Source organism: Haloarcula amylolytica JCM 13557 (assembly GCF_000336615.1).
GTDB lineage: Archaea > Halobacteriota > Halobacteria > Halobacteriales > Haloarculaceae > Haloarcula > Haloarcula amylolytica.
Genome location: NZ_AOLW01000015.1, coordinates 232,731 through 253,403, shown reverse-complemented (window position 1 = coordinate 253,403; position 20,673 = coordinate 232,731). Strand labels below are relative to the sequence as shown.

Annotated in this window: 18 protein-coding genes; 7 read left to right on the top strand and 11 right to left on the bottom strand. The window is 65.6% G+C overall.

The genetic code is table 11. The features are described from left to right. The 3 genes from C442_RS07145 to C442_RS07135 all read right to left on the bottom strand — a co-directional run bounded on the left by C442_RS07145 (window position 1) and on the right by C442_RS07135 (window position 3,937). The gene (locus C442_RS07145; protein ID WP_008309094.1) at window positions 1-1,788 is read right to left on the bottom strand and encodes an ArnT family glycosyltransferase; all 1,788 of its coding nucleotides are present in this window, start codon (window positions 1,786-1,788) and stop codon (window positions 1-3) included. Between the two features lie 42 nt (window positions 1,789-1,830). Then, window positions 1,831-2,517 carry a glycosyltransferase gene (locus tag C442_RS07140; protein ID WP_008309091.1) on the bottom strand — a complete coding sequence of 229 codons (687 nt, stop codon included), beginning with the start codon at window positions 2,515-2,517 and terminating at the stop codon, window positions 1,831-1,833. Window positions 2,518-2,587: 70 nt separating this feature from the next. Further along, complete coding sequence (locus C442_RS07135) at window positions 2,588-3,937, bottom strand: MFS transporter (protein ID WP_008309090.1); 1,350 nt, start codon at window positions 3,935-3,937, stop codon at window positions 2,588-2,590. 74 nt (window positions 3,938-4,011) lie between these two features. Here C442_RS07135 and C442_RS07130 point away from each other — a divergent pair, with 74 nt between their 5' ends. After that, window positions 4,012-4,239 carry a ribbon-helix-helix domain-containing protein gene (locus tag C442_RS07130; RefSeq protein ID WP_004518043.1) on the top strand — a complete coding sequence of 76 codons (228 nt, stop codon included), beginning with the start codon at window positions 4,012-4,014 and terminating at the stop codon, window positions 4,237-4,239. On the opposite strand, the gene C442_RS07125 is transcribed toward C442_RS07130, so the two are convergent. Together C442_RS07125 and C442_RS07120 are read right to left on the bottom strand one after the other, a co-directional pair. Beyond that, the gene (locus C442_RS07125; RefSeq protein ID WP_008309086.1) at window positions 4,236-4,571 is read right to left on the bottom strand and encodes a hypothetical protein; all 336 of its coding nucleotides are present in this window, start codon (window positions 4,569-4,571) and stop codon (window positions 4,236-4,238) included. The two genes, C442_RS07130 and C442_RS07125, sit on opposite strands and share 4 nt — an antisense overlap. A gap of 40 nt (window positions 4,572-4,611) precedes the next feature. Beyond that, the gene (locus C442_RS07120; RefSeq protein WP_008309085.1) at window positions 4,612-5,157 is read right to left on the bottom strand and encodes a hypothetical protein; all 546 of its coding nucleotides are present in this window, start codon (window positions 5,155-5,157) and stop codon (window positions 4,612-4,614) included. Between the two features lie 162 nt (window positions 5,158-5,319). Here C442_RS07120 and C442_RS07115 point away from each other — a divergent pair, with 162 nt between their 5' ends. Continuing rightward, complete coding sequence (locus tag C442_RS07115) at window positions 5,320-5,715, top strand: DUF2237 family protein (protein WP_008309083.1); 396 nt, start codon at window positions 5,320-5,322, stop codon at window positions 5,713-5,715. A 69-nt stretch (window positions 5,716-5,784) separates the two neighbouring features. Further along, window positions 5,785-8,577 (top strand): AAA domain-containing protein, encoded by a 2,793-nt coding sequence (locus tag C442_RS07110; RefSeq protein ID WP_008309081.1) that lies wholly within the window; start codon window positions 5,785-5,787, stop codon window positions 8,575-8,577. On the opposite strand, the gene C442_RS07105 is transcribed toward C442_RS07110, so the two are convergent. Together C442_RS07105 and C442_RS07100 are read right to left on the bottom strand one after the other, a co-directional pair. Then, the gene (locus C442_RS07105; protein ID WP_008309079.1) at window positions 8,578-10,263 is read right to left on the bottom strand and encodes a PH domain-containing protein; all 1,686 of its coding nucleotides are present in this window, start codon (window positions 10,261-10,263) and stop codon (window positions 8,578-8,580) included. It lies immediately after the preceding gene. After that, window positions 10,260-10,721: a PH domain-containing protein gene (locus C442_RS07100; RefSeq protein ID WP_008309078.1), complete on the bottom strand. Its 462-nt coding sequence runs from the start codon at window positions 10,719-10,721 to the stop codon at window positions 10,260-10,262. Before C442_RS07100 ends, C442_RS07105 begins: the two co-directional genes overlap by 4 nt. 149 nt (window positions 10,722-10,870) lie before the next feature. On the opposite strand from C442_RS07100, the gene C442_RS07095 reads away from it, so the two are divergent. Continuing rightward, complete coding sequence (locus tag C442_RS07095) at window positions 10,871-11,938, top strand: hypothetical protein (RefSeq protein ID WP_008309077.1); 1,068 nt, start codon at window positions 10,871-10,873, stop codon at window positions 11,936-11,938. Between the two features lie 22 nt (window positions 11,939-11,960). On the opposite strand, the gene C442_RS07090 is transcribed toward C442_RS07095, so the two are convergent. Then, entirely contained in the window at window positions 11,961-14,711 is a 2,751-nt protein-coding gene (locus C442_RS07090) for an ATP-dependent helicase (RefSeq protein ID WP_008309076.1), read from the bottom strand. A 97-nt stretch (window positions 14,712-14,808) separates the two neighbouring features. On the opposite strand from C442_RS07090, the gene C442_RS07085 reads away from it, so the two are divergent. Further along, window positions 14,809-15,681 (top strand): dihydrodipicolinate synthase family protein, encoded by an 873-nt coding sequence (locus tag C442_RS07085; RefSeq protein ID WP_008309075.1) that lies wholly within the window; start codon window positions 14,809-14,811, stop codon window positions 15,679-15,681. Between the two features lie 148 nt (window positions 15,682-15,829). Beyond that, window positions 15,830-16,654, top strand: coding sequence for an ArsR/SmtB family transcription factor (locus C442_RS07080; protein WP_008309074.1), 825 nt, complete (start codon window positions 15,830-15,832; stop codon window positions 16,652-16,654). Window positions 16,655-16,677: 23 nt separating this feature from the next. Here the strand turns inward: C442_RS07080 and C442_RS07075 are convergent, their stop codons facing one another. After that, window positions 16,678-17,292: a class I SAM-dependent methyltransferase gene (locus tag C442_RS07075; protein WP_008309073.1), complete on the bottom strand. Its 615-nt coding sequence runs from the start codon at window positions 17,290-17,292 to the stop codon at window positions 16,678-16,680. Between the two features lie 274 nt (window positions 17,293-17,566). On the opposite strand from C442_RS07075, the gene C442_RS07070 reads away from it, so the two are divergent. Beyond that, window positions 17,567-18,319, top strand: a complete 753-nt coding sequence (locus C442_RS07070) for an MBL fold metallo-hydrolase (protein ID WP_008309072.1) — start codon at window positions 17,567-17,569, stop codon at window positions 18,317-18,319. Here C442_RS07070 and C442_RS07065 read toward each other — a convergent pair. Beyond that, window positions 18,316-19,473, bottom strand: coding sequence for a sensor histidine kinase (locus C442_RS07065; RefSeq protein WP_008309070.1), 1,158 nt, complete (start codon window positions 19,471-19,473; stop codon window positions 18,316-18,318). The two genes, C442_RS07070 and C442_RS07065, sit on opposite strands and share 4 nt — an antisense overlap. A 119-nt stretch (window positions 19,474-19,592) precedes the next feature. Continuing rightward, complete coding sequence (locus C442_RS07060; RefSeq protein ID WP_004592649.1) at window positions 19,593-20,660, bottom strand: mRNA surveillance protein pelota; 1,068 nt, start codon at window positions 20,658-20,660, stop codon at window positions 19,593-19,595. Between the last annotated feature and the right edge of the window lie 13 nt (window positions 20,661-20,673).

Below are 20,673 nucleotides of genomic sequence, written 5' to 3'. Positions count from 1 at the left end.
TCAGAACGGCGGATGCCGGCTCGTGTCGCACTCGCCGTCACGTTCCAGAATGAGGGTGTACTGGTTCGCCGCGAGTTCCTGCTCGTCGGCGAACTGGTCCGTGTGCGGGACGACGCCGAGTCGGAGCAGGTCGGTGAACGAGCCGGGGGTCGGTCGCTGTGGCACGAAGTTCGGCGGCCGTTCCCCGAACTCGGCGGCTATCCGGTAGTTGTACTCCTCGTTCAGGAGGGTTCGGAGGTAGGTAGCCTGTGCATCGCCGTTCCGGTAGTAGGTGTCCTCCTTGAGATACAGGAGGTCCCGGTACCCGATCTGGATGTATCGCGGGCACGCCATCGCTTCCTCCGCTTCAGAGTCCTGGCCGGCGACGTGTCGGGCGGTCAGCGAGTGCGGGACGGCAGTGTCCTGAATGTGGACGCGATACGTCTCCACCACGTCACCGTCGTCGCTGTTGTCTTCGAGCCACGCCGTCGCCTCGTCCCGAGGCATCGACGCGAACTGTGCCGTTCCGATACCGGCGTAGACGGCCGTCGTCACCAGCAGGACGGCCATCACCGGCCGAGCCAGAGACGACGAGCGCTCGCGGAGTTGCACCAGTCGGCCCCCGACGAGTAAGGCGATGAACGGGAACGTCGGCAGGAGGTGGTGCACGCGGAAATCGTGCCACTGGGAGAACATCGCGATGTAGGCCACCAGTCCCGTCAGAACGAGGACGGTGCCGTGGAAGGCGGAACCGCGGTCGCGCAACGCGGCGACGGTCGCCACGACGCTGGCCGCGGCCGCGGCAACCAGCGGCAGTCCCAGCGCGCTGAAGTAGCCACGGAGGAACCACCACCACATCGGGGCGTCGGGGCCCGTCGGATGGCTCATCCGCGAGGTCGAGCCGCCGAACACCCGCTCGATGAACGGTTCGGCCCCCGCCACGAGCGCGGTCGGGAACCCGAGTATGATCATGACGAACCCGAGCAGTGCGCCACTCAGCAGGAGCTTCGGCCGGTACAGCGTCTGCATCAGCGGTGCGTCGGCGGCATGGGCACGCAACAAGAAGGCGACGCCGATGAGGAGGATGACCGGCGCGGCCGTCAGCTTGAACGCGATGGCGACGCCGCCGGCCGCGCTCGCCGCCAGAAACAGCGTCCCGTCGTCCGTCTGGACGTAGCGGACCAGCAGGTACAGCGCCAGCAGGACGAACGCGAGCGCCGGCATGTCCTCGCCGGCCTCCTTCGAGATGGTGAGGAAGCCGAAGGTCAGCGAGAGCACGACGGCCGACAGCCGGCCGGCGTTGCGGCCCTCGATTGCAACGCCGAGGCGGTACGTGAGGTAGACGGCACAGAGTGCGGCAACGACGTTGGTTAGTCGGATGAAGACCAGACTCCATGTCCATATCCACTCGGGCGTGGCGGCCCAGACTTCGTAGTGGCCGAACTCCCAGCTAGGGAAGGCAATCGTGGTGAATGCGCCCAGGTCGCCGGTGATGGCGGCGACGAGCACGACGGGGAGGATAGCCAGCGCATAGAGGTACAGCGTCGCGCCGAAGGGGGCCCGGCCCCACTCGACGCCGGCTTTGAGCCCCTCGAAACTCGGTTCTTCGAGGAGCGAGCCGTAGACGACCATCGCGTCGAGCAGACGGCTGTACTCGTCACGGGTCGCGAAGTTTGGGATGCGGTGCCAGAACCAGAACCCGACCATAACAGTCGACAGCAGGAGCACGTAGCGGAGATAGGGGTCGTCCCGGAAATCCGACCGTACCTGTTCGACAGCACGTCGGGACAGTGACCGCCAGCTACTCATCGTGTCACTGCTCCGGGGTGTGCGTTGAAAAGGCTACCCTTCTCAGAAGTAGTCGGCATCGAACTCCCGACGGAGGATGTAGTGGTTCGCGTACCCGCGGACGTACTTCGCAAACAGCGAGAGATATCCCTCGTCGGCCTCTCTGCGGGCCGACGTAGCGACACAGGAGTCGGCGTCGTAGACGATTCGGCCGTACTCTTTCATCCGCAAGGAGAGCTCCGTGTCCTCCATGAACGGGATGTCCTCGTCGAAGCCGCCCGCGGCCTCGAAGGCGTCGGCCCGGAAGCTACAGTTGAAGCCCGGTTGCTGGACGAAGCCCAGCGGCCACGAGACGCGATACCAGTAGTCCGACAGCAGTTTGAACAGCACGCGGTGTTTGAGGCTGTCTTCGAGCGGGCGTGCGGGGCCACCGACCCCCACCACCTCGTCGTCGGTGTAGTGCCTGAGATGCAGGCGGACCCAGTCCTCGGGGACGACTGTATCGGCGTCGGTAAACAGCAGAATCGGCGCTGTCGCGGCCGCCGCTCCGCGGTTTCGGGCAATTCCCGCCCCGCCCTCGTCGCACCGAACGACAGTATCGACGAAGGGCGTGTCACGGGCCACCTGTTCTGTGCCGTCGTCGCCGCCGACCACGACGACCAGTTCCACGGGCTGTGACTCGAAGGGAGCCAGACAGCGGGCCAGCGACTCCGCCTCGTTGTAGGCCGGGACGATGACTGCGGCGTCCATCTGAGAGGCAGGTACATCGCACAGACAGAAATAGCAAGCGATGCGACGGCCTGTCCCCGGTCTCAGGCAGTCACGAACGCCGCGCGAGGGCGGTTCCCGCGAGGACGGCGACAAGGGCGATGCCGGCGAGCGTCCCGAACAGCGCCGTCGCGTTCGCAACGGCCAGAATCGACCCGGCCAGCCCGCCGCCGAGCGCGCCGACGCCGAACACGCCCAGATACGTGTAGCCGTACGAGAGTCCGCGCGTGCCGGCGGGCGTGTACTCCGCGACTGCGGCCTGATACATCGGCTGAACGACGAAGAGGGCGACGCCCAGAAGCGCACCAAGCACCGCTAACGGACCGAATCCCATGGCAGACACCGGAACGAACAGCACTGCAAGGAGGGCAAGCACCAGGAACGAGCCGGCGATACCGTACTCGATGGGAATTCGGTCGCTCAGTTTCCCGCCGGCGTACTGGCCGAACACGCCGATGAGCAACAGGCCGGCGTAGAAGTAGTCCTGTGGCTTGAGCGTCTGGCCCGTTCCGGCCTCGATACCGAGCGCCGACAGGACGCCGGGCGGTAACAGCGTCTCTATCGGGATCGGTTCGAAGCCCGGCAGGTCCCGCAGGAGTTCCGGGAGGAAGGTGAGGACGCCGCGGTAGTACAGCCCCGAGCACATGACGACGACGAACACGAGCAGGAAGCTCCCTGTCAGCAGGTGCCTGCTCTCCGTGAGGAACTCCCCGAGCGAGTCGATACCGCTGCTGGCTTTCGACCCGCCGTCAGTTGCGGCCGTCACCGCCGCCGTCTCGTCGAAACTCGCTCGCGAGGCGTAGACGGCGGCGAGCAACGCGGGAACGCCAAGGACGAGCGCGACCGTCCGCCACTCGGCGACCAGCAGAAGAATTGCGGCGACGAGCGGGCCGAGGCCGATACCGAGGTTCCCGGCGACGCCGTGGTAGGCCAGCCCGGTTCCGCGCTGTTCGACGCCTTTGCTGATGAGTGAGAGCCCCGCTGGATGGTAGACGCTGGCCGAGAGGCCCCAGAGGACCAGCGCCAGCGCGATAACGACCATACTCGGGGCCAGTCCGAGCAGGATGTACGAGCCCCCCATACCGAGCAGACAGCCCGTGATGAGCCGGCGGGAGCCGATACGGTCGACGACGATACCGCCCGGGAGCGCGCCGGCCCCGAACAGGCCATAGCCCAGCGTTACGATGACGCCCACGGTCGCCGTCGTCACGTCGAACTGGGCGATGCCGAGGTTGATGAGGTCGAACTCGGTGAGCCAGATGACGACGAATATCGGGACCGCCATCTCATAGGTGTGGACGAGTCCGTGTGCGAGCATGACCAGCGCGGTGATCGCTCGGTCGTTCGCGTTCACACTCTGGTTCGTGTCGGCCGCCGGCAAGTGTGTGACGGTTTCGCGCATCTGCGCGTGCGCCTTTTTCACCCCTCCCAAAACCAGGGGTGGGTTTTTATGTCCGAACAGTATAGGCGGCAAGTGTGAGCAAGATCAAGGTGTCACTTCCGGACCAGGTGGACTCGGACATCCAGCGACTCGTCGAACAGGGCGAGTTCCTCAACCGCGACCAGGCCGTCGAAGACCTCCTGAAGCGAGGGATTTCGGCCTACAACACTACGACGGAAGAGACCGAGACACTCGACGAAGAGATTTTCGACCAGACGGCATCCGAACAGCAGGACCCCGCGATGCAGGACGATTTCCTCTAGTCGCGGTTCTGTGAGAGTCGGCCGTCGTCCTCGGATGCCCGCTGTCCGGAGCCATCGTTTTCCTGCCGACGTTGCTTCATTTTTGCGCCGGGTTTCGGACCCCTGTCGAACGACTCGTACGGCGTTTCCGCGATGCTCTCCGGGATGATGTACCACGCGAGCGCGCCGCCGGCAGCGGTTCCGCCGACGAAAATCCCGAGTACGGTCAGCAGTTCGGCACCGCCGTACATCGTCACCAGCCCCATCGAGACGCCGATCAGAAGTGCGAATCCGACCTGCGTGTATCTGAGAAAGCGTCGCCGGTCGGCGTCCGTCATCGAGGGGCCGACCATTAGCGCCCCCCGAAACCGGTGGCGCGCGTCGGTTCGGCCATCAGTAGAAGCCCCGCGCTACGTCTTCCTCGATGACGTCCTCGAACTCCGCGTCGAGTAGTTCCTCCGCTTCCTCGAACGTCTCCGTGAGTTCGGTCATCTGGTCGGGCCGGTCGTGGTGGTCGAACTCCATCGGGCCGTAGGCCGGGGAGTCCATCGCGTCCATCATGTCCTCAAGCAGCGCTTGCGGCGACGTGGGTGCGTCCGCGTGGGTTTCGAGTACCGTTTCGAGGTTCTTGGCCTTCTCCTTGGCGTCGTCCTCGTCTGCCGGTCCCTGCTGGACGCCGAAGATGCCCGACCCGTCGTTCGGAAACAGCGGGTCGATGTCGTCGTCGATACGGCGGGCCACCTGGGACCCGACGCCCTGTACCTCGAAGGGGTTCTTCGCGTAGGTCTTGAGCTGGTAGACACCGGCGTCGGGGTGACCGAAGTAGATGTCCTCGCCGATACCGTTCGCGCGGTCGCCCCCGACGGCACGCCAGTCCCCCGGATTGGCATTGCTCTCCATCACGTCTTCGAGAATGTCCTGCCAGTCACGAACGCGCATTGTCAGTTTCCCGTTCGGCCTGGGCCAGAATGAACCCATCGGTCCTGACTGCCACAGATGCCGACCAGTCACCACTGAGAACGGCGACAGGCCAACGGCGTGGCAGCCGAAGGCAGGCCGAGTAGGCGAACGGCTTTACCCTGCGGAACAGCCAGACGTAGTATGGAAAGCGAACGCAACGTCCTCGGCGGGGAGCTGGCCCGCTGCTCGATGGACCCGGAGACGGGGTTCATGCGCGACGGCTACTGCTACCCGCTCCAGCGCGACCCGGGCCGGCACGAGATCTGTGCCGTGATGACGGCGGAGTTTCTGGAGTACAGCAAGGCCCAGGGCAACGACCTCGTGACGCCGCGGCCGGAGCTGAATTTTCCGGGTCTGGACCCCGGCGACCGCTGGTGTGTCTGTGTCCCGCGCTGGATAGAGGCCCACGAGGCCGGGCGTGCCCCGCCGGTGAACCTCGACGCGACGAGCGAGGACGTGCTCGAAGACGTCGACCTGGAGACGCTGAGAGAGTACGCTGCTGATGCCGACTCGGATGTCGATGCGACCGGCGAGTGACCTGCGGCGCGAACGACTTTTGAGGGTCCGCCCCCTCGCTTGGGCCGTGCAACAGGGGAGGGCCAACCCGTGAGCGCGGACCGCGTTCGCGGCGTCGTCGTCGACATCGAGGAGCCGAAGACGGTGAACACCCAGTACGGCGAAAGCGACCTCTGTGAGGTGACGATTCGGCCCGAGCGCGGGGCCGGCGAGCCGACGACGGTGACGCTCTGGGGGAAGTGGACCGAGAACGCCGCGGTCATCGAGACGGGGATGGAGATCGCCGTCTACAACCCCGACGAGCGGGAGTACCGGGGCGAGCAGCAGTACTCCGTCGGCGGCGACGCCACCCTCGTCGTCCAGCCGGACTTCCTCGTCGACGTGACCGACATCCGGGCGTGGGTGCAGTGCCCGCGGATGTACTACCTCCGGAAGCTCGACGGCGCGGAGCACGCCTATCCGCTGGTGAAAGGGACCGTCGTCCACGAGGTGTTCGGCGACCTGCTCCGTGGTCGGGACCTCGACACCGCTATCGAGGAACAGGTCGACGCCGCGGGGCTAGACATCGGCCTGCTCGGCCGGGAGGCCGACGAGGTGGCCGGCGACGTGCGCGACCACGCGTCGGCCATTCAGGGGTGGCTCCAGCAGGGGACGCTTACAGAAACCGATGAATGGCGCTCCGAGATGACGCTCATCTCTGAGCGATTCGGCATGAAAGGGCGGGCCGACGCGGTCCGACGCGGGATGCCCGTCGAACTCAAGACTGGCAAAAACACCAAGCGGGAGCCACGGTTCCAGGACAAGATTCAGGCGACAGCCTACGCGCTGATGCTTGGGGAGCGCGCGGCCGGTGCGGGCAGCGCTGTCGACGCCGCGCCGGACACGGGCACGCTCCTCTACACCAAGAACGCCGCCGTCGACCGAAACGAGGAGAGCGGCGACCTCTCGCCGGCCAAGGAGTTCTCCATCGGGAGCGGCCTGCTGAACTACGTCGTCCGGACCCGCAACGCGATTGCGGCGCTGGAGTACGACTCGGGCGTGCCGACAGGCTACGAGGCCAACGCGAAATGCGAGTACTGCTTCGAGCAGGACACCTGCATGGCCGTCTCCGGCCGACTCGATCAGGAATCCAAGGCCGGAACGGTCGGCCGAGCGGTGCCGGAGGAGGAACTGGACTACTTCGAGCGGTTCTACACGGCAATCGAGGCCGAGCGCCGTGCTGTCCACCGGGAGTACGCGAAGCTCTGGGAGCAGACGCCCGAGGAGCGGGCCGACAACGACCGGGCGCTCATCGACCTAGAACCGACCGGTCGCCGGGAACTCGACGGCGGCCGCTGGGAACTCCGGGCGACCGGGACGGGAGCCGTCTCGAAGATCCGCGAAGGCAATCTCGTGCTCGCCAGCGACGGCGACCCGGTGACCGGCAACGCCGAACTGGCCCGCGTCGAGCGACTGGGCAACGAGGCACCACGCGCTTCGGATAGCGGGAACGGCACCGCCGTGAACGAGGAGATCGTCGTCACGGCCGACGAGCCGCTGGACCTCCGCCGGCTGGACGTGTATCCCTCCGAACTGACGACCGACCGGCTCCAGAACGCGCTCCACGACGCCGTCCTCCTCCAGTCGCCCGAGCGGAAGGACGTGCTGTTCGGCCGGCGAGAGCCGGAGTTCGATCCGGTCGCGGAGACCTTCATCGACAACAACGCCGCCCAGAACGAGGCCGTCCAGCTAGCCGTCGGCGCTGAGGACTTCGCGCTCGTCCACGGGCCGCCGGGGACCGGAAAAACGTACACGTTGGCGCGGATGGTTCGTGCCTTAGTCGAGGGAGCGGGGCAGCGCCCCGCCGAACAGGCGAGCGGGGAGCAGGGCGACCCGCGAGACCGAGGCGACCGCGTCCTGCTCTCGGCGTTCACCAACCGCGCCGTCGACAATCTGCTGGAGGCGCTGGAGGACCAGGGCTACACCGACATCGTCCGCGTCGGGACGAAGAGCGGCGTCCGCGAAGATATGCAGAAATACCGACTGGAGACCAGCGGCGACCCCGGCGAATGTGCGAGTCGGCTCCAGAGCGCGCAGGTCGTCGCGGCGACCACGGCCACCTGCGGCGGGAGCACGCTCCAGACCCAGGAGTTCGACGTCGCGGTCGTCGACGAGGCCGGCCAGCTGACCGAACCGGGGACGCTCGCGGCGACGACGCTCGCCGACCGATTCGTGCTCGTCGGCGACCACCAGCAGCTCCCGCCGGTGGTCCAGTCCGAGGACGAGACGCTGACGACATCGCTGTTCGAGCGGCTCATCGACGCCCACCCGGACGCTGGCGTGATGCTCGACCGCCAGTACCGGATGGCCCAGCACATCCAGGCCTTCGCCTCGCGGGAGTTCTACGACGGTCAGTTGCGGCCGGCGACCGGCGAGGTGGCCGCCCAGCGACTCGACGACCTCGACGGCGTCTCGACGGCAAGTTTGCCCGAGTGGCTCCGGGACCGCGTGGCCTTCGTCGACCCGGACGGAAGCCAGGTCGGCAACACCAACCCCGACGAGGCCGACCGGATCGCCGACATCGTCGCGTCGTATCGGTCCGCGGGGGTTCCGGCCGACGACATCGGTGTCATCGCGCCGTACCGCGCCCAGGTCGCGGAGATTTCGAAACGGCTCCCGGACGTGACCGTCGACACGGTCGACCGGTTCCAGGGGTCGAGCAAGGAGGTCATCGTCATCTCTTTCGTCGCCACCGGGACGCTCGACAGCCCGATTTTCGAGGATTACCGGCGCATCAACGTCGCACTCACGCGAGCGAAGAAGGCGCTCGTTCTCGTCGGCGACGGCGACGCGCTGGCGACCGACGAGGTGTACGGCCGGATGGTCGAGTGGGCGCGGGGCTGACTACGCGTCCGCGTCGCCGGCCCTATCGCCCGTCCGCAGCCCTGCAACGTGTGCGGTGAGGCGCTCCCGAAGCGTGTCTCTGAGTTCTTTTGCGGTGTCTTCGTCGATGTCGTACACCCGAGCGACGCCGCCGAGAAGGCTCGACGAACTCGCCGTGTCGGCCCCCACAGTCGCCAGGTCGCGGCGCCGCTGGAACGGCGACCGCGTGACGAACACCGTCTGGAGCCGGTAGTACGGGACGATGCGTGTCGTTCGTCGCCAGAACCCGCTTCGGGTCGCCAGCACGGACTCGCCAAGGTCGTACCCACGGTGTCGCCAGCGGAGGTGAGCTGCCGGCGCAACTGTGAGGAAGAGGAGTGCGGCGACCCACCAGTAGCCAGTCTCCAGCAGCAGTGTGTCGAGGGCGTAGGCGACTGCGGTGAGGCCGGCCGCGGCCAGCGAAAAGCGGGCGAGATACCGTCGACGGGCGCGTTTCGGCGACCGGTCGAAGTCGAGGTCGCCGAAGGGCTCGATATCGCGGGCCAGTTCGTACACTTCTTCGCGGGGCGCGAGCGGGACGGCGACGCCCTGCGTGGACTGCTGGTTCCCGCCGCTGTAGCCGGCCGTCTCGACGGCCAGCGTCGCGTAGCCGAACCGCCGCATCAGGACGTTCTCGCGGATGGTAACCGTCTGGACCTTCTCCAGCGGGATGTTGCCGCTGTAACGCCGCAACAGTCCACGCTCGTACCGGAGGTCGTCGTCGGCCTGCGTGAGCTGGAAGCCGTAGTATTCGATGACTGTCAGCGCCACGCTGACGACCAGTGCGAGCAGGAGGAACTGGACGACGGAGAGCGCAGCAAAGACCGCGAGCCGCGTGGTTTCCGGTGAGCCGGTCAGCCAGCGAACTACCGGCCCGCTCAGCGATGCGCCGGCAAGGGTCGCATTGAACCGCAGAACCGCCCAGACGACGTCCATCCCAAGCGGGAGTGACGCCAGCGTCAGGACCGGCGCGGCCGGCCGAACGGAGACGAGCGCGTACGTCAGGAGTTCGCGCTGGGTGAACGCGAACAGCAGCGACCCGTCCGGCTGGTCGCGTTCCGCCGTGTCCGATTCGGAAACCGGTTCCCCGAGGTCATTCCTCGCCTGAGTGTCGCCAGCGTGTGTCGGTTTGGGGCCGGTCACGCCGGGCAGATCGGCGTGGGCCGACCGGCCAGGTGTCGCAGCTTCGGACACCGTGTCGGCGGTGGCTGTCTCTGCCTCGGCGGCCTGGTCCCGGTCGTGGGTCCGCACGTAGTTCCGCAGGCGTTTGACCTCGGCCTCGTCGACTGCGTCCAGCGTAGCCTCCGTCGCGCTGCCACCGGCCGTCTCGAAGCGGACGATTGCGAGTCCGAGCAGGCGGTTGAGGATGTTCTGCTCGACGTCTAAGTTCTGGACGCGGCCCAGCGGAATCTGGCGGGACTGCCTGGCGAAGACGCCGGATTCGACAGTAAGCGTGTCGCCGTCGAGTTCGTACTGAAAACGGAAATAGCGCGCCAGCGCGTAGCCGCTAAACGTCAGCGCGCCGAGCAGGCCGAGTAACGGAACCGCGAACGCTGGCAGTCCGAACATTCCGGTTCCCAGTGACCCGCCAAAAAAGCCGAAGAAGCCGCCTTGCAGCGCTGCTCGGGCGACTCGCAGGACGGCACTTCGGGGGTGGAGCCGGTTCATACCGCGTCCGTGGCCTCGCTCTCGTTCGCGAGGTCACGGAGCTGCTCGCGCAGTTCGGTGGCTCGTTCGGGCCGCAGTCCGGGAATCGTGATGTCCGCGCCGCGGGTCCCGGCAGTGTAGACGACGACGCTCGCCAGCCCGATGGCGCGCTCTACCGGGCCGCGAGTGGTGTCGACGTGCTGGACACGAACGTACGGGACCGACGTGTCGGTCCGGGTCACGACACCGCGGAGGAGAAAGAGTGCGTCGTCCTGCAGGTCAAAGCGCCAGATTCGGTGGGCAGCGATTGCGTGGACGATACCCAGCACCACGAGCACGACCCAGCCGCCGACGACCACCGTCTGTGGCAGTGAGACCGCGAACCGGTCGACGAGATAGGCGATAACACCGAGTACCGACGCCTGGATGACTGTCGACAGAACCCACAGCAGTCTCACCCGCGGGTGGAGCGACTCCATGTCTCACCCGTGGGGCCGGCCGCGGATTAACGGTTTGGCTCAGGGGCGAAATTGGAAGAATTTTGACCGAGACACTGGGTCGAGTAGGGCCTGAATTGTCCGAAACTTCCAAAAATCTCCTTGTATAGTCCCGACGCCGGACAAAGCGTATGTCACGAACCCGACGGACGTTTCTGACGACGCTCGCTGCTGCAGGTGTCACGCTCCCGCTCGCGGGCTGTACGGGAAGTGACGACGGCGGCGGCGCAAGCACCGAGGCAATGACCGAATCGATGACAGCGGAGGACGCGATGACCGAGGGCGATGGCGAGTCAATGGGAGCGGAAACTGACGCGATGGACGAGGAGATGACTGAATCGATGGACAGCGAGATGAGTCCGACCGACCCCAGCGAGGCGCCGCGGGCCAGCATTGACCGGTTCAGCGACAGCGCCGGGATGTTACACCGGCGCAGCCAGAACGACGCGCTGCCCGGCCCCGACGAACCGATCGACTTCGATTCGCTGTTTCTGACGCAAGGATATGGCCCAGGCGGGGACGGCATCGAGTACTACGACTTCGACGTGCAGTCGACCCAGCCAGCGCCCATCTACGCCCTCTTCTACGAGAACGGCGATCCCGTCGAGGGACAGTTGAACATCGTCGACGTAGTCCCTGGCGACGAGGGGTACAACGACTTCTGGCAGGTCCACATGGTGACTGTCCCCGACGACTACGAGGCCAACACGGTGACGAGCGTCGATGAGATTCAGGCTGCCGGCTTCGATATCTCGCCGACGAGCACAGTCAAGAACTGTCCAATCGTTCCCGACGGGTCAACGGCGTCGATGCGTCACAGCGCGGATGAAAGTCCCGCGTCGCCTGTTGAGGGCTGGTACGAGGGCGAAGTCGTCTCGTACTTCCTGTTCGAGGAAGCCAGCCTCTCGCTGCGTGACGGCTCCGTTCCGCTGTCCCCGATTTACGTGAGCTTCAACACGAACCCCGGCGAGGACGGTGGTGGCCCGGCCTCCGGATTCATGTCCGAGGAAGGCAACGACCAGACACACAACGTCACGGCGACGGTGCCCGGCGACGACGCATACTCGCCGCTGTGGTCGGTGAACATCTACGACAACGCCGATTTCGCCGCCGTTTCCGACCTCGACTCGGCCAGTTCGGCGACTGTCCTGAACGCCGGCGCAGCCACCGTCAACTGTCCGGTCGTCTCCGAAGAGTGAACGCGACCCGGGCCCTCTTTCGTCAGTCGTCGGTCGCAACGACTCCGTCGTCGGCGTCTCCGTCCGCAATTTCGTTCAGCACTCGCTGGTGGAACTCCTGTAAGACGGCCGACTCGTCCTCGGCGAGCACCACGTCGCTGGCCATCAGCGTCGCGAGGCCGAAGGCGCGCGGCGACGGCGAATCGACGCGGGTCCGGACCACGTCCACGTCGCCATCCTGTATCGCACGCAGAACCGTCTCGATGCCGTCGACGTTGAGCTTGTCTTCCAGAATCTCGCGGTAGGTCTCCTCGACGACGGCGAAGTCCCCGAGGTCCTCGGCGAACCCCAGCAGCATCTCCGAGGACACCTGCTGTTCGCTGGCCGACTTCTCGTACCCCTTGTAGCGTTTGAGTATCATCAACGACCGTGTGGCGTTGATGCGGAAGTACCGCTGGAGGAGGTCCGTCCCGTCGAGGCTGGCCCGCAGGTCCTCGCGGGCCGTCTCCGGGTCCAGGTCGTTGACGATCCGCGCGATATCGACTTTGCGGTTCAGCGGCATCGAGAGCGTGAAGCCGTTGTCGGCGACGGCGACCTGGACGTTCGCGCTGGCCGCCTGCGCGATGTGATACGCCAGCAAGCGCGAGAAGCCGTCGTTGAACCGTCGGCCGTAGTTCGAGTGGACGTGGTAGTGACGCTCGTACTCGTCGTGGTCCAGCGTCTCCTCGATGACGAGTCGGTCGGTCGTAGCCACGCTGTCCGGTCCGGCGTACGCCACCTGCTCGCGGAACATCCGGGCGATAGCTCGAACGCTGTTCTCGTCGATGGGAAACTCCCGGAGCCAGTTGCGGACTTCGGACATTCCCCCGTCGGCCAGTCGGTCAAGCAGTTGTCCCTGAAAGTCGAGAATTTCGCGGCCGAGGTCATACGACAGCGGGAGGCGCTCGGAGAACCACGACGGGACGGTCGGGCGGGCGGCGGTCCGGTCGACGTACACCTTCGACCCGCGGCGGTAGCGGTACTCGAAGTTGTCCCCGCCCAGCACGAACACGTCACCTTTCTCCAGCGTGTCCAGATACGACTCGTCCAGTTGGCCGACCCAGCTATCGTCGCTGCGGGTCACCACGTCACAAGTAAAGGAATCCGGAATCGTCCCGATGTTGGTCATGTAGATGACCCGCGCGAGCCGGCCGCGTTTGCCGATGAGGTGCTCACCCACGTCGTACGCGTCGTAGTGGTGCTCGCCGTCGGGCGCGTCGTTGGTGTCCCGCCAGATTTTGGCGTAGACGTTCTTGTCCTCCATCCCGGGGTAGTCGGCGGTCATGTACCGCATCAGCTGCTCCCAGTTCTCGTCGTCGTAGTCCCGATATGGGTAGGCCCGCCGGAGGACGCTCTTGAACGTGGCCTCTGGTCGAACATCGTTGATAGCCATGCCGTAGATTTGCTGGGTCGCCACGTCCTGGGCGTTCTCGGGGATGAACACGCGGTCGACGAAGCCTCGCTCGGCCTTTTGGAGCATCACCGCACACTCCACGAGTTCGTCGCGGTCCAGCGCGATGACGCGTCCCTCGACGGTCTCGCCGAGTTGGTGGCCGGCACGGCCGATACGCTGGAGCAACGCGGCGACGGACTTGGGCGACCCCACCTGCACGACGAGGTCGATGTGAGGCATATCGATTCCCAGCTCCAGGCTGGTCGAGGTCGTCACCACATCGAGTGACCCCTCCTTCAGCGACTCCTCGATGTCGCGGCGCTTCTCCTTCGAGAGCGAGCCGTGATGACAGCCGGAGTTCGATTCGTCGTAGTCGTCGAACTTCTCGCGGAGATTGTGGAGGACCCGCTCGGCTCCCGAGCGTGTGTTCGTGAACACGAGCGTGTTCGTATGCGATTGGACGTGCTCGTGGAGCTGTTTGTAGAAGCGCTCGGTGACGATGTCGCGGGGCGTGTTGATGAGGTCGTCAGCCGGACAGGACAGCTCCATGTCGAAATCGCGGGCAAAGCGCGTGTCGACGATTTCGTAGTCCCGTGGGTCGCCGCCAGGCTCCTCGCGACCCACGAGGAACTCGGCGACGGTGTCCAGCGGCTCGACGGTGGCCGAGCAGCCGATGCGTGTCGGCGGTTCCTCGACCATCTCCTCTAAGCGCTCCAGGGACACCGAGAGGTGTGTCCCGCGCTTGTTCTCGGCGAGGCTGTGAATCTCGTCGACGATGACGTACTCGATGGTTTCGAGTTTCTGCTTGAACTTCGGGGAGTTCAGGAGGATAGCGAGGGTCTCCGGCGTCGTATTCAGGATGTGGGGCGTCGTCTCCAGCATCGCCTGGCGCTCGCTGTCGCTGGTGTCGCCGTGGCGAATCGCGTGCCGGATTTCGACGTCCTCGCCGCGCTCGTCGAGTTTGGCCGTGATGCCGTCCAGCGGCTGTCCGAGGTTCCGGTGGATGTCGTTGGCCAGCGACTTCAGCGGCGAGACATAGAGGCAGTAGACGGAGTTCTCAAGCTCGTCTTCGCGGGCCTTCCCGAACAGTTCGTTGATGATGCCGGTAAAGGATGCGAGGGTCTTGCCGCTCCCCGTCGGCGCACAGATGAGAGCGTTCTCGCGCTCGTGGATGAGCGGGATGGCCTCCTTCTGTGGCGGCGTGAAGAAGCCGCCGTTGCCGGGGACGAACTCCCCGAACTGCTCGACCCACCACTCCTGGACGACGGGCGCGAGGCGGGAAAACACCTCGGCGTCGTCGATGTCGACCGCCTCCGGGTCGAAGTCCGGGTCTGTCGCTGCGAGACGCTCGCGTCCTCCCATTGTCGGTTCTTACCGACCAGTAGGACCGCCGCGGCAAGTGGGTTCCGCCATATCGACGGGGAAAACGTCTAAGCGACCGCCGTGTCTGACCTGGTGCATGGCCGAGTCCTTCGACGTACTGACGCCGCTGGTGACGCCGTTCGACGCCGACGGTGACCTCGATGTCGCCGGGCTGGAATCGCTGGTCCGGCACGTCGCCGCGGCCGGCGTCGACGGCATCGTTCCCTGCGGGACGACCGGGGAGTTCGAGACGCTGTCGCCACAGGAGTACCGGACCGTCGTCCGAACCGCGACGGAGACAGCCTCCAACGATTGCCGCGTCATCGTCGGGACGGCCGCGACCGACGTCGAGACGGTGCACGACCGAATGCAGTTCGCCGCCGAGCAGGGTGCGGACAGTACGCTCGTCGTTCCGCCGTACTACGGCGGCCAGGCCAGCGGGGCGGGCAACGAGGCGTTCTTCGAAGCAGTTCTGGCCGACGCACCGCTGCCAGTCTACCTTTACAACATCCCCGAGGCCGTCGGACAGGAGCTGTCCGTCGAGACGGTCGCCGCGCTCGCCGAATCGGACACCGTTGCGGGACTCAAGGACTCCTCCGGCGACCTGCCGTACGTCACCGCGGTCCTCAATCGAACGCCGGAGGACTTCACCGTCTATCAGGGCCACGACGGCCTGTTCGTCCCGTCGCTCGTGCTGGGCGGCGACGGCGGCGTCAGCGCGCTCTCCCATCTACTGTCCAGCGAGCTAGAACGGGCGGGCACCGCCGTCGCCAACGGCGACGTGGCGGAAGCCAGAACGGTCCAGCGGGAGATCCTCTCACCACTCTCAGAAGCGTGTGCCGAGTTCGGCTTCGCACCCACCGTGAAGGCGCTGCTCGCCGACCGCGGCATCATCGCCCACGCGACGGTGCGGCCGCCCCGGGACTCGCTCTCTCCGGACGCAGTAGAGTCCGTAACCGGGATGCTGTAGTGGCAATCAGACCGCACTATACTGCATATCGAACGTCCCGCTGTCACCAGAAGGTGTGTCGTTCGCCTTCGATAGCGGGCTCTGAGACTCAAATGGGCCTGTGAGGTTCCACGAGATTCATTACGCTGGGCGGCAGTGAACGGAATATATGTCGTTGCTGCCCTCCCGCGGTCCCGACACGAGCACCTCACAGGACGGGGAGCTACAGGTCGTCGGGGTCGACGAAGACGTCTCAGATGTCCTCGATGCCCTCTCCTCGGAAACGGCCAGAGAAATCCTCAACACCGTCTACGACGATCCGGGAACACCCTCTGAACTGGCCGACCGGCTCGATATGTCAATCCAGAAGGTATCCTATCACCTGGAGAAGCTGGAAGACGAGGAACTCATCACCGTCGCCGGGGTCCAGTACTCCGAGAAAGGCCAGGAGATGAAGGTGTACGAGCCCCCGGAGGACCCGCTTGTGTTGTTCGTCGGAACGCAGGAGCGCAAGCAGTCGCTCCGGTCGCTCGTCCGCCGCGTCCTGCCTGTCGTCGGTATCCTCACCGCCGCCAGCGTCATGCTGCAACTCCTGCTCGGGCAGTTCCCGATTCAGTTCGGAAGTTCGGGGGCCGGCGATTCGGGAGCCGCCGGTGACGGTGCCCAGGGCGGCGAGGACGCCGAGAGTCTCGAAGCGGCGAACGAGACGGCCGCGACGGCCGAACCCACGCCAGCCCCGACGGAGACAGACGACGGCGGGTTCCAGATAGCCGAGGCGACGGAGACGCCGGAAGCCACGCCGGCTCCGGAAAGCACTCCGGCTCCGGAAGCCGACACCCCGGCCAGAGCGATGACCGAGGAAGCGCGGCAACTGACGACCGACGCCGCGGCCAGTGGTGGCATCGACCTCGAACCCGGCGTGGCCTTCTTCCTCGGTGGGCTGCTGGTCCTGACACTGTACGTCTCGTTCTGGGCGTACAGGAACTACCGCTGAGCCGGTTTAGCGGGCCAGTCGATTCAGTTCGAATCGATCCGTTCGGCGACCAGCACGCCAGCCTGCTCGGTGACCATCTCGACGCCCGTCAGTGCGTAGCCGGCGTCGGTGAAGGCGTCGGCAAGGACGCCGACCGTTGCCGGGTCGTCGACCTCGGGGCTGTAAAACGGCGCGTCGGGGTCGTCGTCGCCGAACAGCATCACGTCCCCGAGGACGATACGTCGCGGCCCCAGGTCGGCGATGGTGTCGATTGCCTCGCGTTTCTCGTCGTCGCCGAGGTGGTGCATCGCGAAGTTCGACGTGACGATGTCCACCGGGCGGTCGACGTTCGGTGCGCGGAAGCGACCGTTGCCGAAGGAAACGTTCTCGACGCCTCGCTCGTCGGCCTTCTCCCGGGCTTTGTCCAACATTCCGTCGCTGATGTCGCGGCCGATAACCTCGCCCGCGTCGGGCGCGAGCGCGAACGCGATCGCTCCGGTCCCCGTGCCGAGGTCGAGGACTACGTCGTCGCTTTCGGGGGCCGCGTGCTCGACAACGAAGTCGACACAGGCGCGATACGCCGCCGAATCCTGGTCCTCGTCGTAGGCGTCGGCGTGCTCGGAGAACCGCTCGGCGTGTTCGTCGAGTGATTTCTTCATAGTCGCATCTCGTCGTGCTCGCACAAGTGTCTCCCGCTCCGTTTCGCGGTTTTGTCGCGGCTCGGGTTCGCTTAAAACGCGTTTTGAGCCACAGGTGGGCTTTTGCTATCCCCGTCCAAAGCATGAACTGCGCCGTCGACGGGTGACCTGCCCCCGAGCCGCCCTGACCCCGTCCCCGCCGACGGCCACCGCCCTCACTCCGCTGACGCTCCCTGGTGGTTTTCCCCACCCCCAGACACCAACGCCTTTGTCCGTTCGCTCGCTGTCGTCCGGTATGCGTCTCACGTTTCTCGGCACCGGAAGCGCCATGCCCACCGGCTCTCGGATGCAGTCCGGCTATCTGCTGGAACGCGACGGAAACCGGCTGCTCGTCGACTGTGGCAGTGGCGTGTTGCACTCGCTGGCCCGAACAGACGCGGGCTACGAAGGCGTCGACACCGTCTTGCTGACCCACCACCATCTGGACCACGTTTCCGACCTCGACGTGCTGATGAAGGCCCGCTGGCTGGCCGGCGAAACAGAGCTCACAATCGCGGGGCCACCGGGCACGAGCGACCTGGTTCGGGACCTGCTCGAAACACACGACTATATGCAGGACCGACTGGACCTGACGCTCAGAGATCTCGATAGCGCACCGTTCGAACTGGCTGGCTTCAGCGGCGACACCTGCAAGACGCGCCACTCGATGCAGTGTTTCGCCTACCGGCTGTCCGTCGATGACGGCCCGGCGATAACGCTCGGCGCGGACTCCGAGGCGTTCACCGACCTCGTCGAATTCGCCGACGGCTCGGCAGTGCTCGTCCACGACTGCTCGTTCCCGGACGACGTGGACGTGTCGAACCACCCGACGCCGACGAGGCTCGGCGAGACGCTTCGTGATGCCGACGCCGAGGTCGGACGTGTGTATCTCACCCACCTGTATCCACACACGGAGGGACGACACGAGGAGATGCTGGCGTCGATAGCGGACAGCTACGACGGCGACGTGCAGTTCGCCGAGGACGGTCTGACGATAACAGTCAGCTAGACGCGTTCGAGCGTGACGCGGAACTCGGCCCCGCCCGCGTCGCTTTCGGCCACGCTGACCCTGCCACCGTAGGACTCGGTCAGCGCCCGGACGAACCCGAGACCGAAGCCGGTCCCGGGACTCTCCTGTCCTTTCACGCCCATCTCGAAGATATTCTCGCGCAGGTCTGGCGAGACACCCGACCCATCGTCGGCGAAACAGACGGTAACCTCATCAGGGGTGACCTCCGCCGGTGCCACTCGCATATGGACCTCGTCCTCGTTGTGGACCGCCGCGTTGGACATGATGTTCGTGAACACCGAGTCGAGCAGGTCGCTGCCGTACACCTGATACTCGAACGCTGACGGCTCGAAATCGATAGTCAGTGATCCGTAGTTGGCTCTGACATCCCGGACTGTGTCCCCGAGGACCGTCGCGAGGTCCTGTGGCTCCGGGTTGTCCTGTGCTTCGAGCGTCGAAACGAGATCGCCGACGCGGTGGATGAGGTCGGCGGCGCTCTCGGCCGCACGCTGTATCTTGCCGGCGTACTCCTCGGTCTGGCCGTCGACCTGTCCCGCGACGACATCGGCGAACCCGGCGATGACCTGAAGGTCGTTGCCCAGGTCGTGGCGGAGAAGCCGGTCGTACATCTCGATCATCTCCTTTCGCCGTTCCAGGTCCCGGTGTGCCCGTTCTAGCCGTTCGCGGGAACGGATGTTGGAGATGGCCGTCGCGGCGTGGGTCGCCAGAATTTCCATCGGCCTGACGTACTCGTCCCCGAACTCCTCGACAGTTTGGGACCGAGTGACCAACACCGCTGTCACCTCGTCACCCATTCGGGCCGGGACAGCCAGCGCACCCGTCACGTCCGAGTCGGCCGTGACAGCGGCGTCAGTGCCCTGTTCAACGACCGTCTCGCCAGCCTCCTGCGCCCGTCGAGCCAGGTCACTGGGTGACTCGCCCTGAACGAGATTCGGGTTCGTGCTGTGGACGACCCGGAGGTCGTCGTCACGAACCTCGACGAACGTAGAGTAGGAGAACTCGAACAGCAGCGACATCGCTTCGAGCGTGAGGGAAACGACCTCGTCGACGGACTCACACCGATTGAGCGCCTGCCCGTACTTGTTCAGGTCGGCGACCTGTCTGGCAAAGTCCTGTTGTTCTTCGAACGACATATCACCCACTCCTCGCAGACATTGGAACGACGTAGCAATAGTGAGCGGGGCAAAAAACGGTTTCGGGAGTTTCACCGAGAGAGTGACTGGTAGCAGACATATACCGCAAATCCGCGGTCTCAATCGAGTCGGTACCGAAGTAGCGCGGCGATGCCACCGAGGTTCGAGAGCTGCTGGCCGGGCGCGAACTCCGCGGAGAAGACGGTCACGTCGCCCCCCTTCTGCTCTGTCGTCTCGATGATCTGGTCGACGTCGATGTCCCAGTCGCCCTCGCCGGCCCGCTCCAGTCGGAGCCGCTCGTCGAGCACGAGCAGCGTCTCGATAGCGCCGTAATCGGCCGCCTTGGCGACTTCCTCCGGGCCGTACGCCACTTCCGAGCCGGAGCCGATGCGCTCCATCAGTTCGTCGATGTAGTCGGCTTCCTCGGCGATGCGGGTCTGCTGTTGCACGTCCTCGACAGCGCCGCGTTTGAGCACTTCGTGGACGCCTCGGTCGCCGACAGCAGACGTATCCACGACGGTAATCTGCTCGGCGACGTCCGGAATTTCGTCCTGGAAGTGGTCGAGCGCGTCCTGCTTAGTGAAACCGGGGCCGGCGAGGATGTAGGCGTCCACGTCCTGGCGTTTGAGCACTGACGCCAGTTCGTCGAACAGTTCCTTCCGCGGGCGGGCGTACTCCCCTTTGCCAGTCGTCGAGGTGATGGTCGCCCGCTCCTCGGTGCCGTACTGGGCGACAGTGTGGACGTGGGCCTCCCCCTCCTCGACGGTCGCAATCGCCACGTCTGGGTTCTCCGTCGCTTCGACGGCCTCCTCAAGGCGGTCGGCCTGATCCGGTTTGAGGTGTTTCTCGACGGTGAGTTCGGTGTGTTCCTCGACGTTGAGCGTGTGGTGAAAGCCCAGCTGGTCCTCGCGGGAGCAGTCGACGATTTCGCCGCCGACCCGGAGGCGGTTGGCGAACTTCGCGAACTCCACGTCGGTGACTTCGATCTGAATCCACATCGGCTCGCGCTCGCCGCCCTTGTCCCGGAGGTTGTCGTCGTTGCGCTGGATGCGCCGCGTCGTGTCGCCGGAGACGAGGTCCCCCGGCTCGATGACGTACGAGAGATGCCAGAGGTCGTCCAGCGTCTCGGGGACCACCTCGATGCGCTCTGCCCCTTCGGCGGTGGTCTCCTGACTCTGTATTTGCATACTGAAGCGTCCG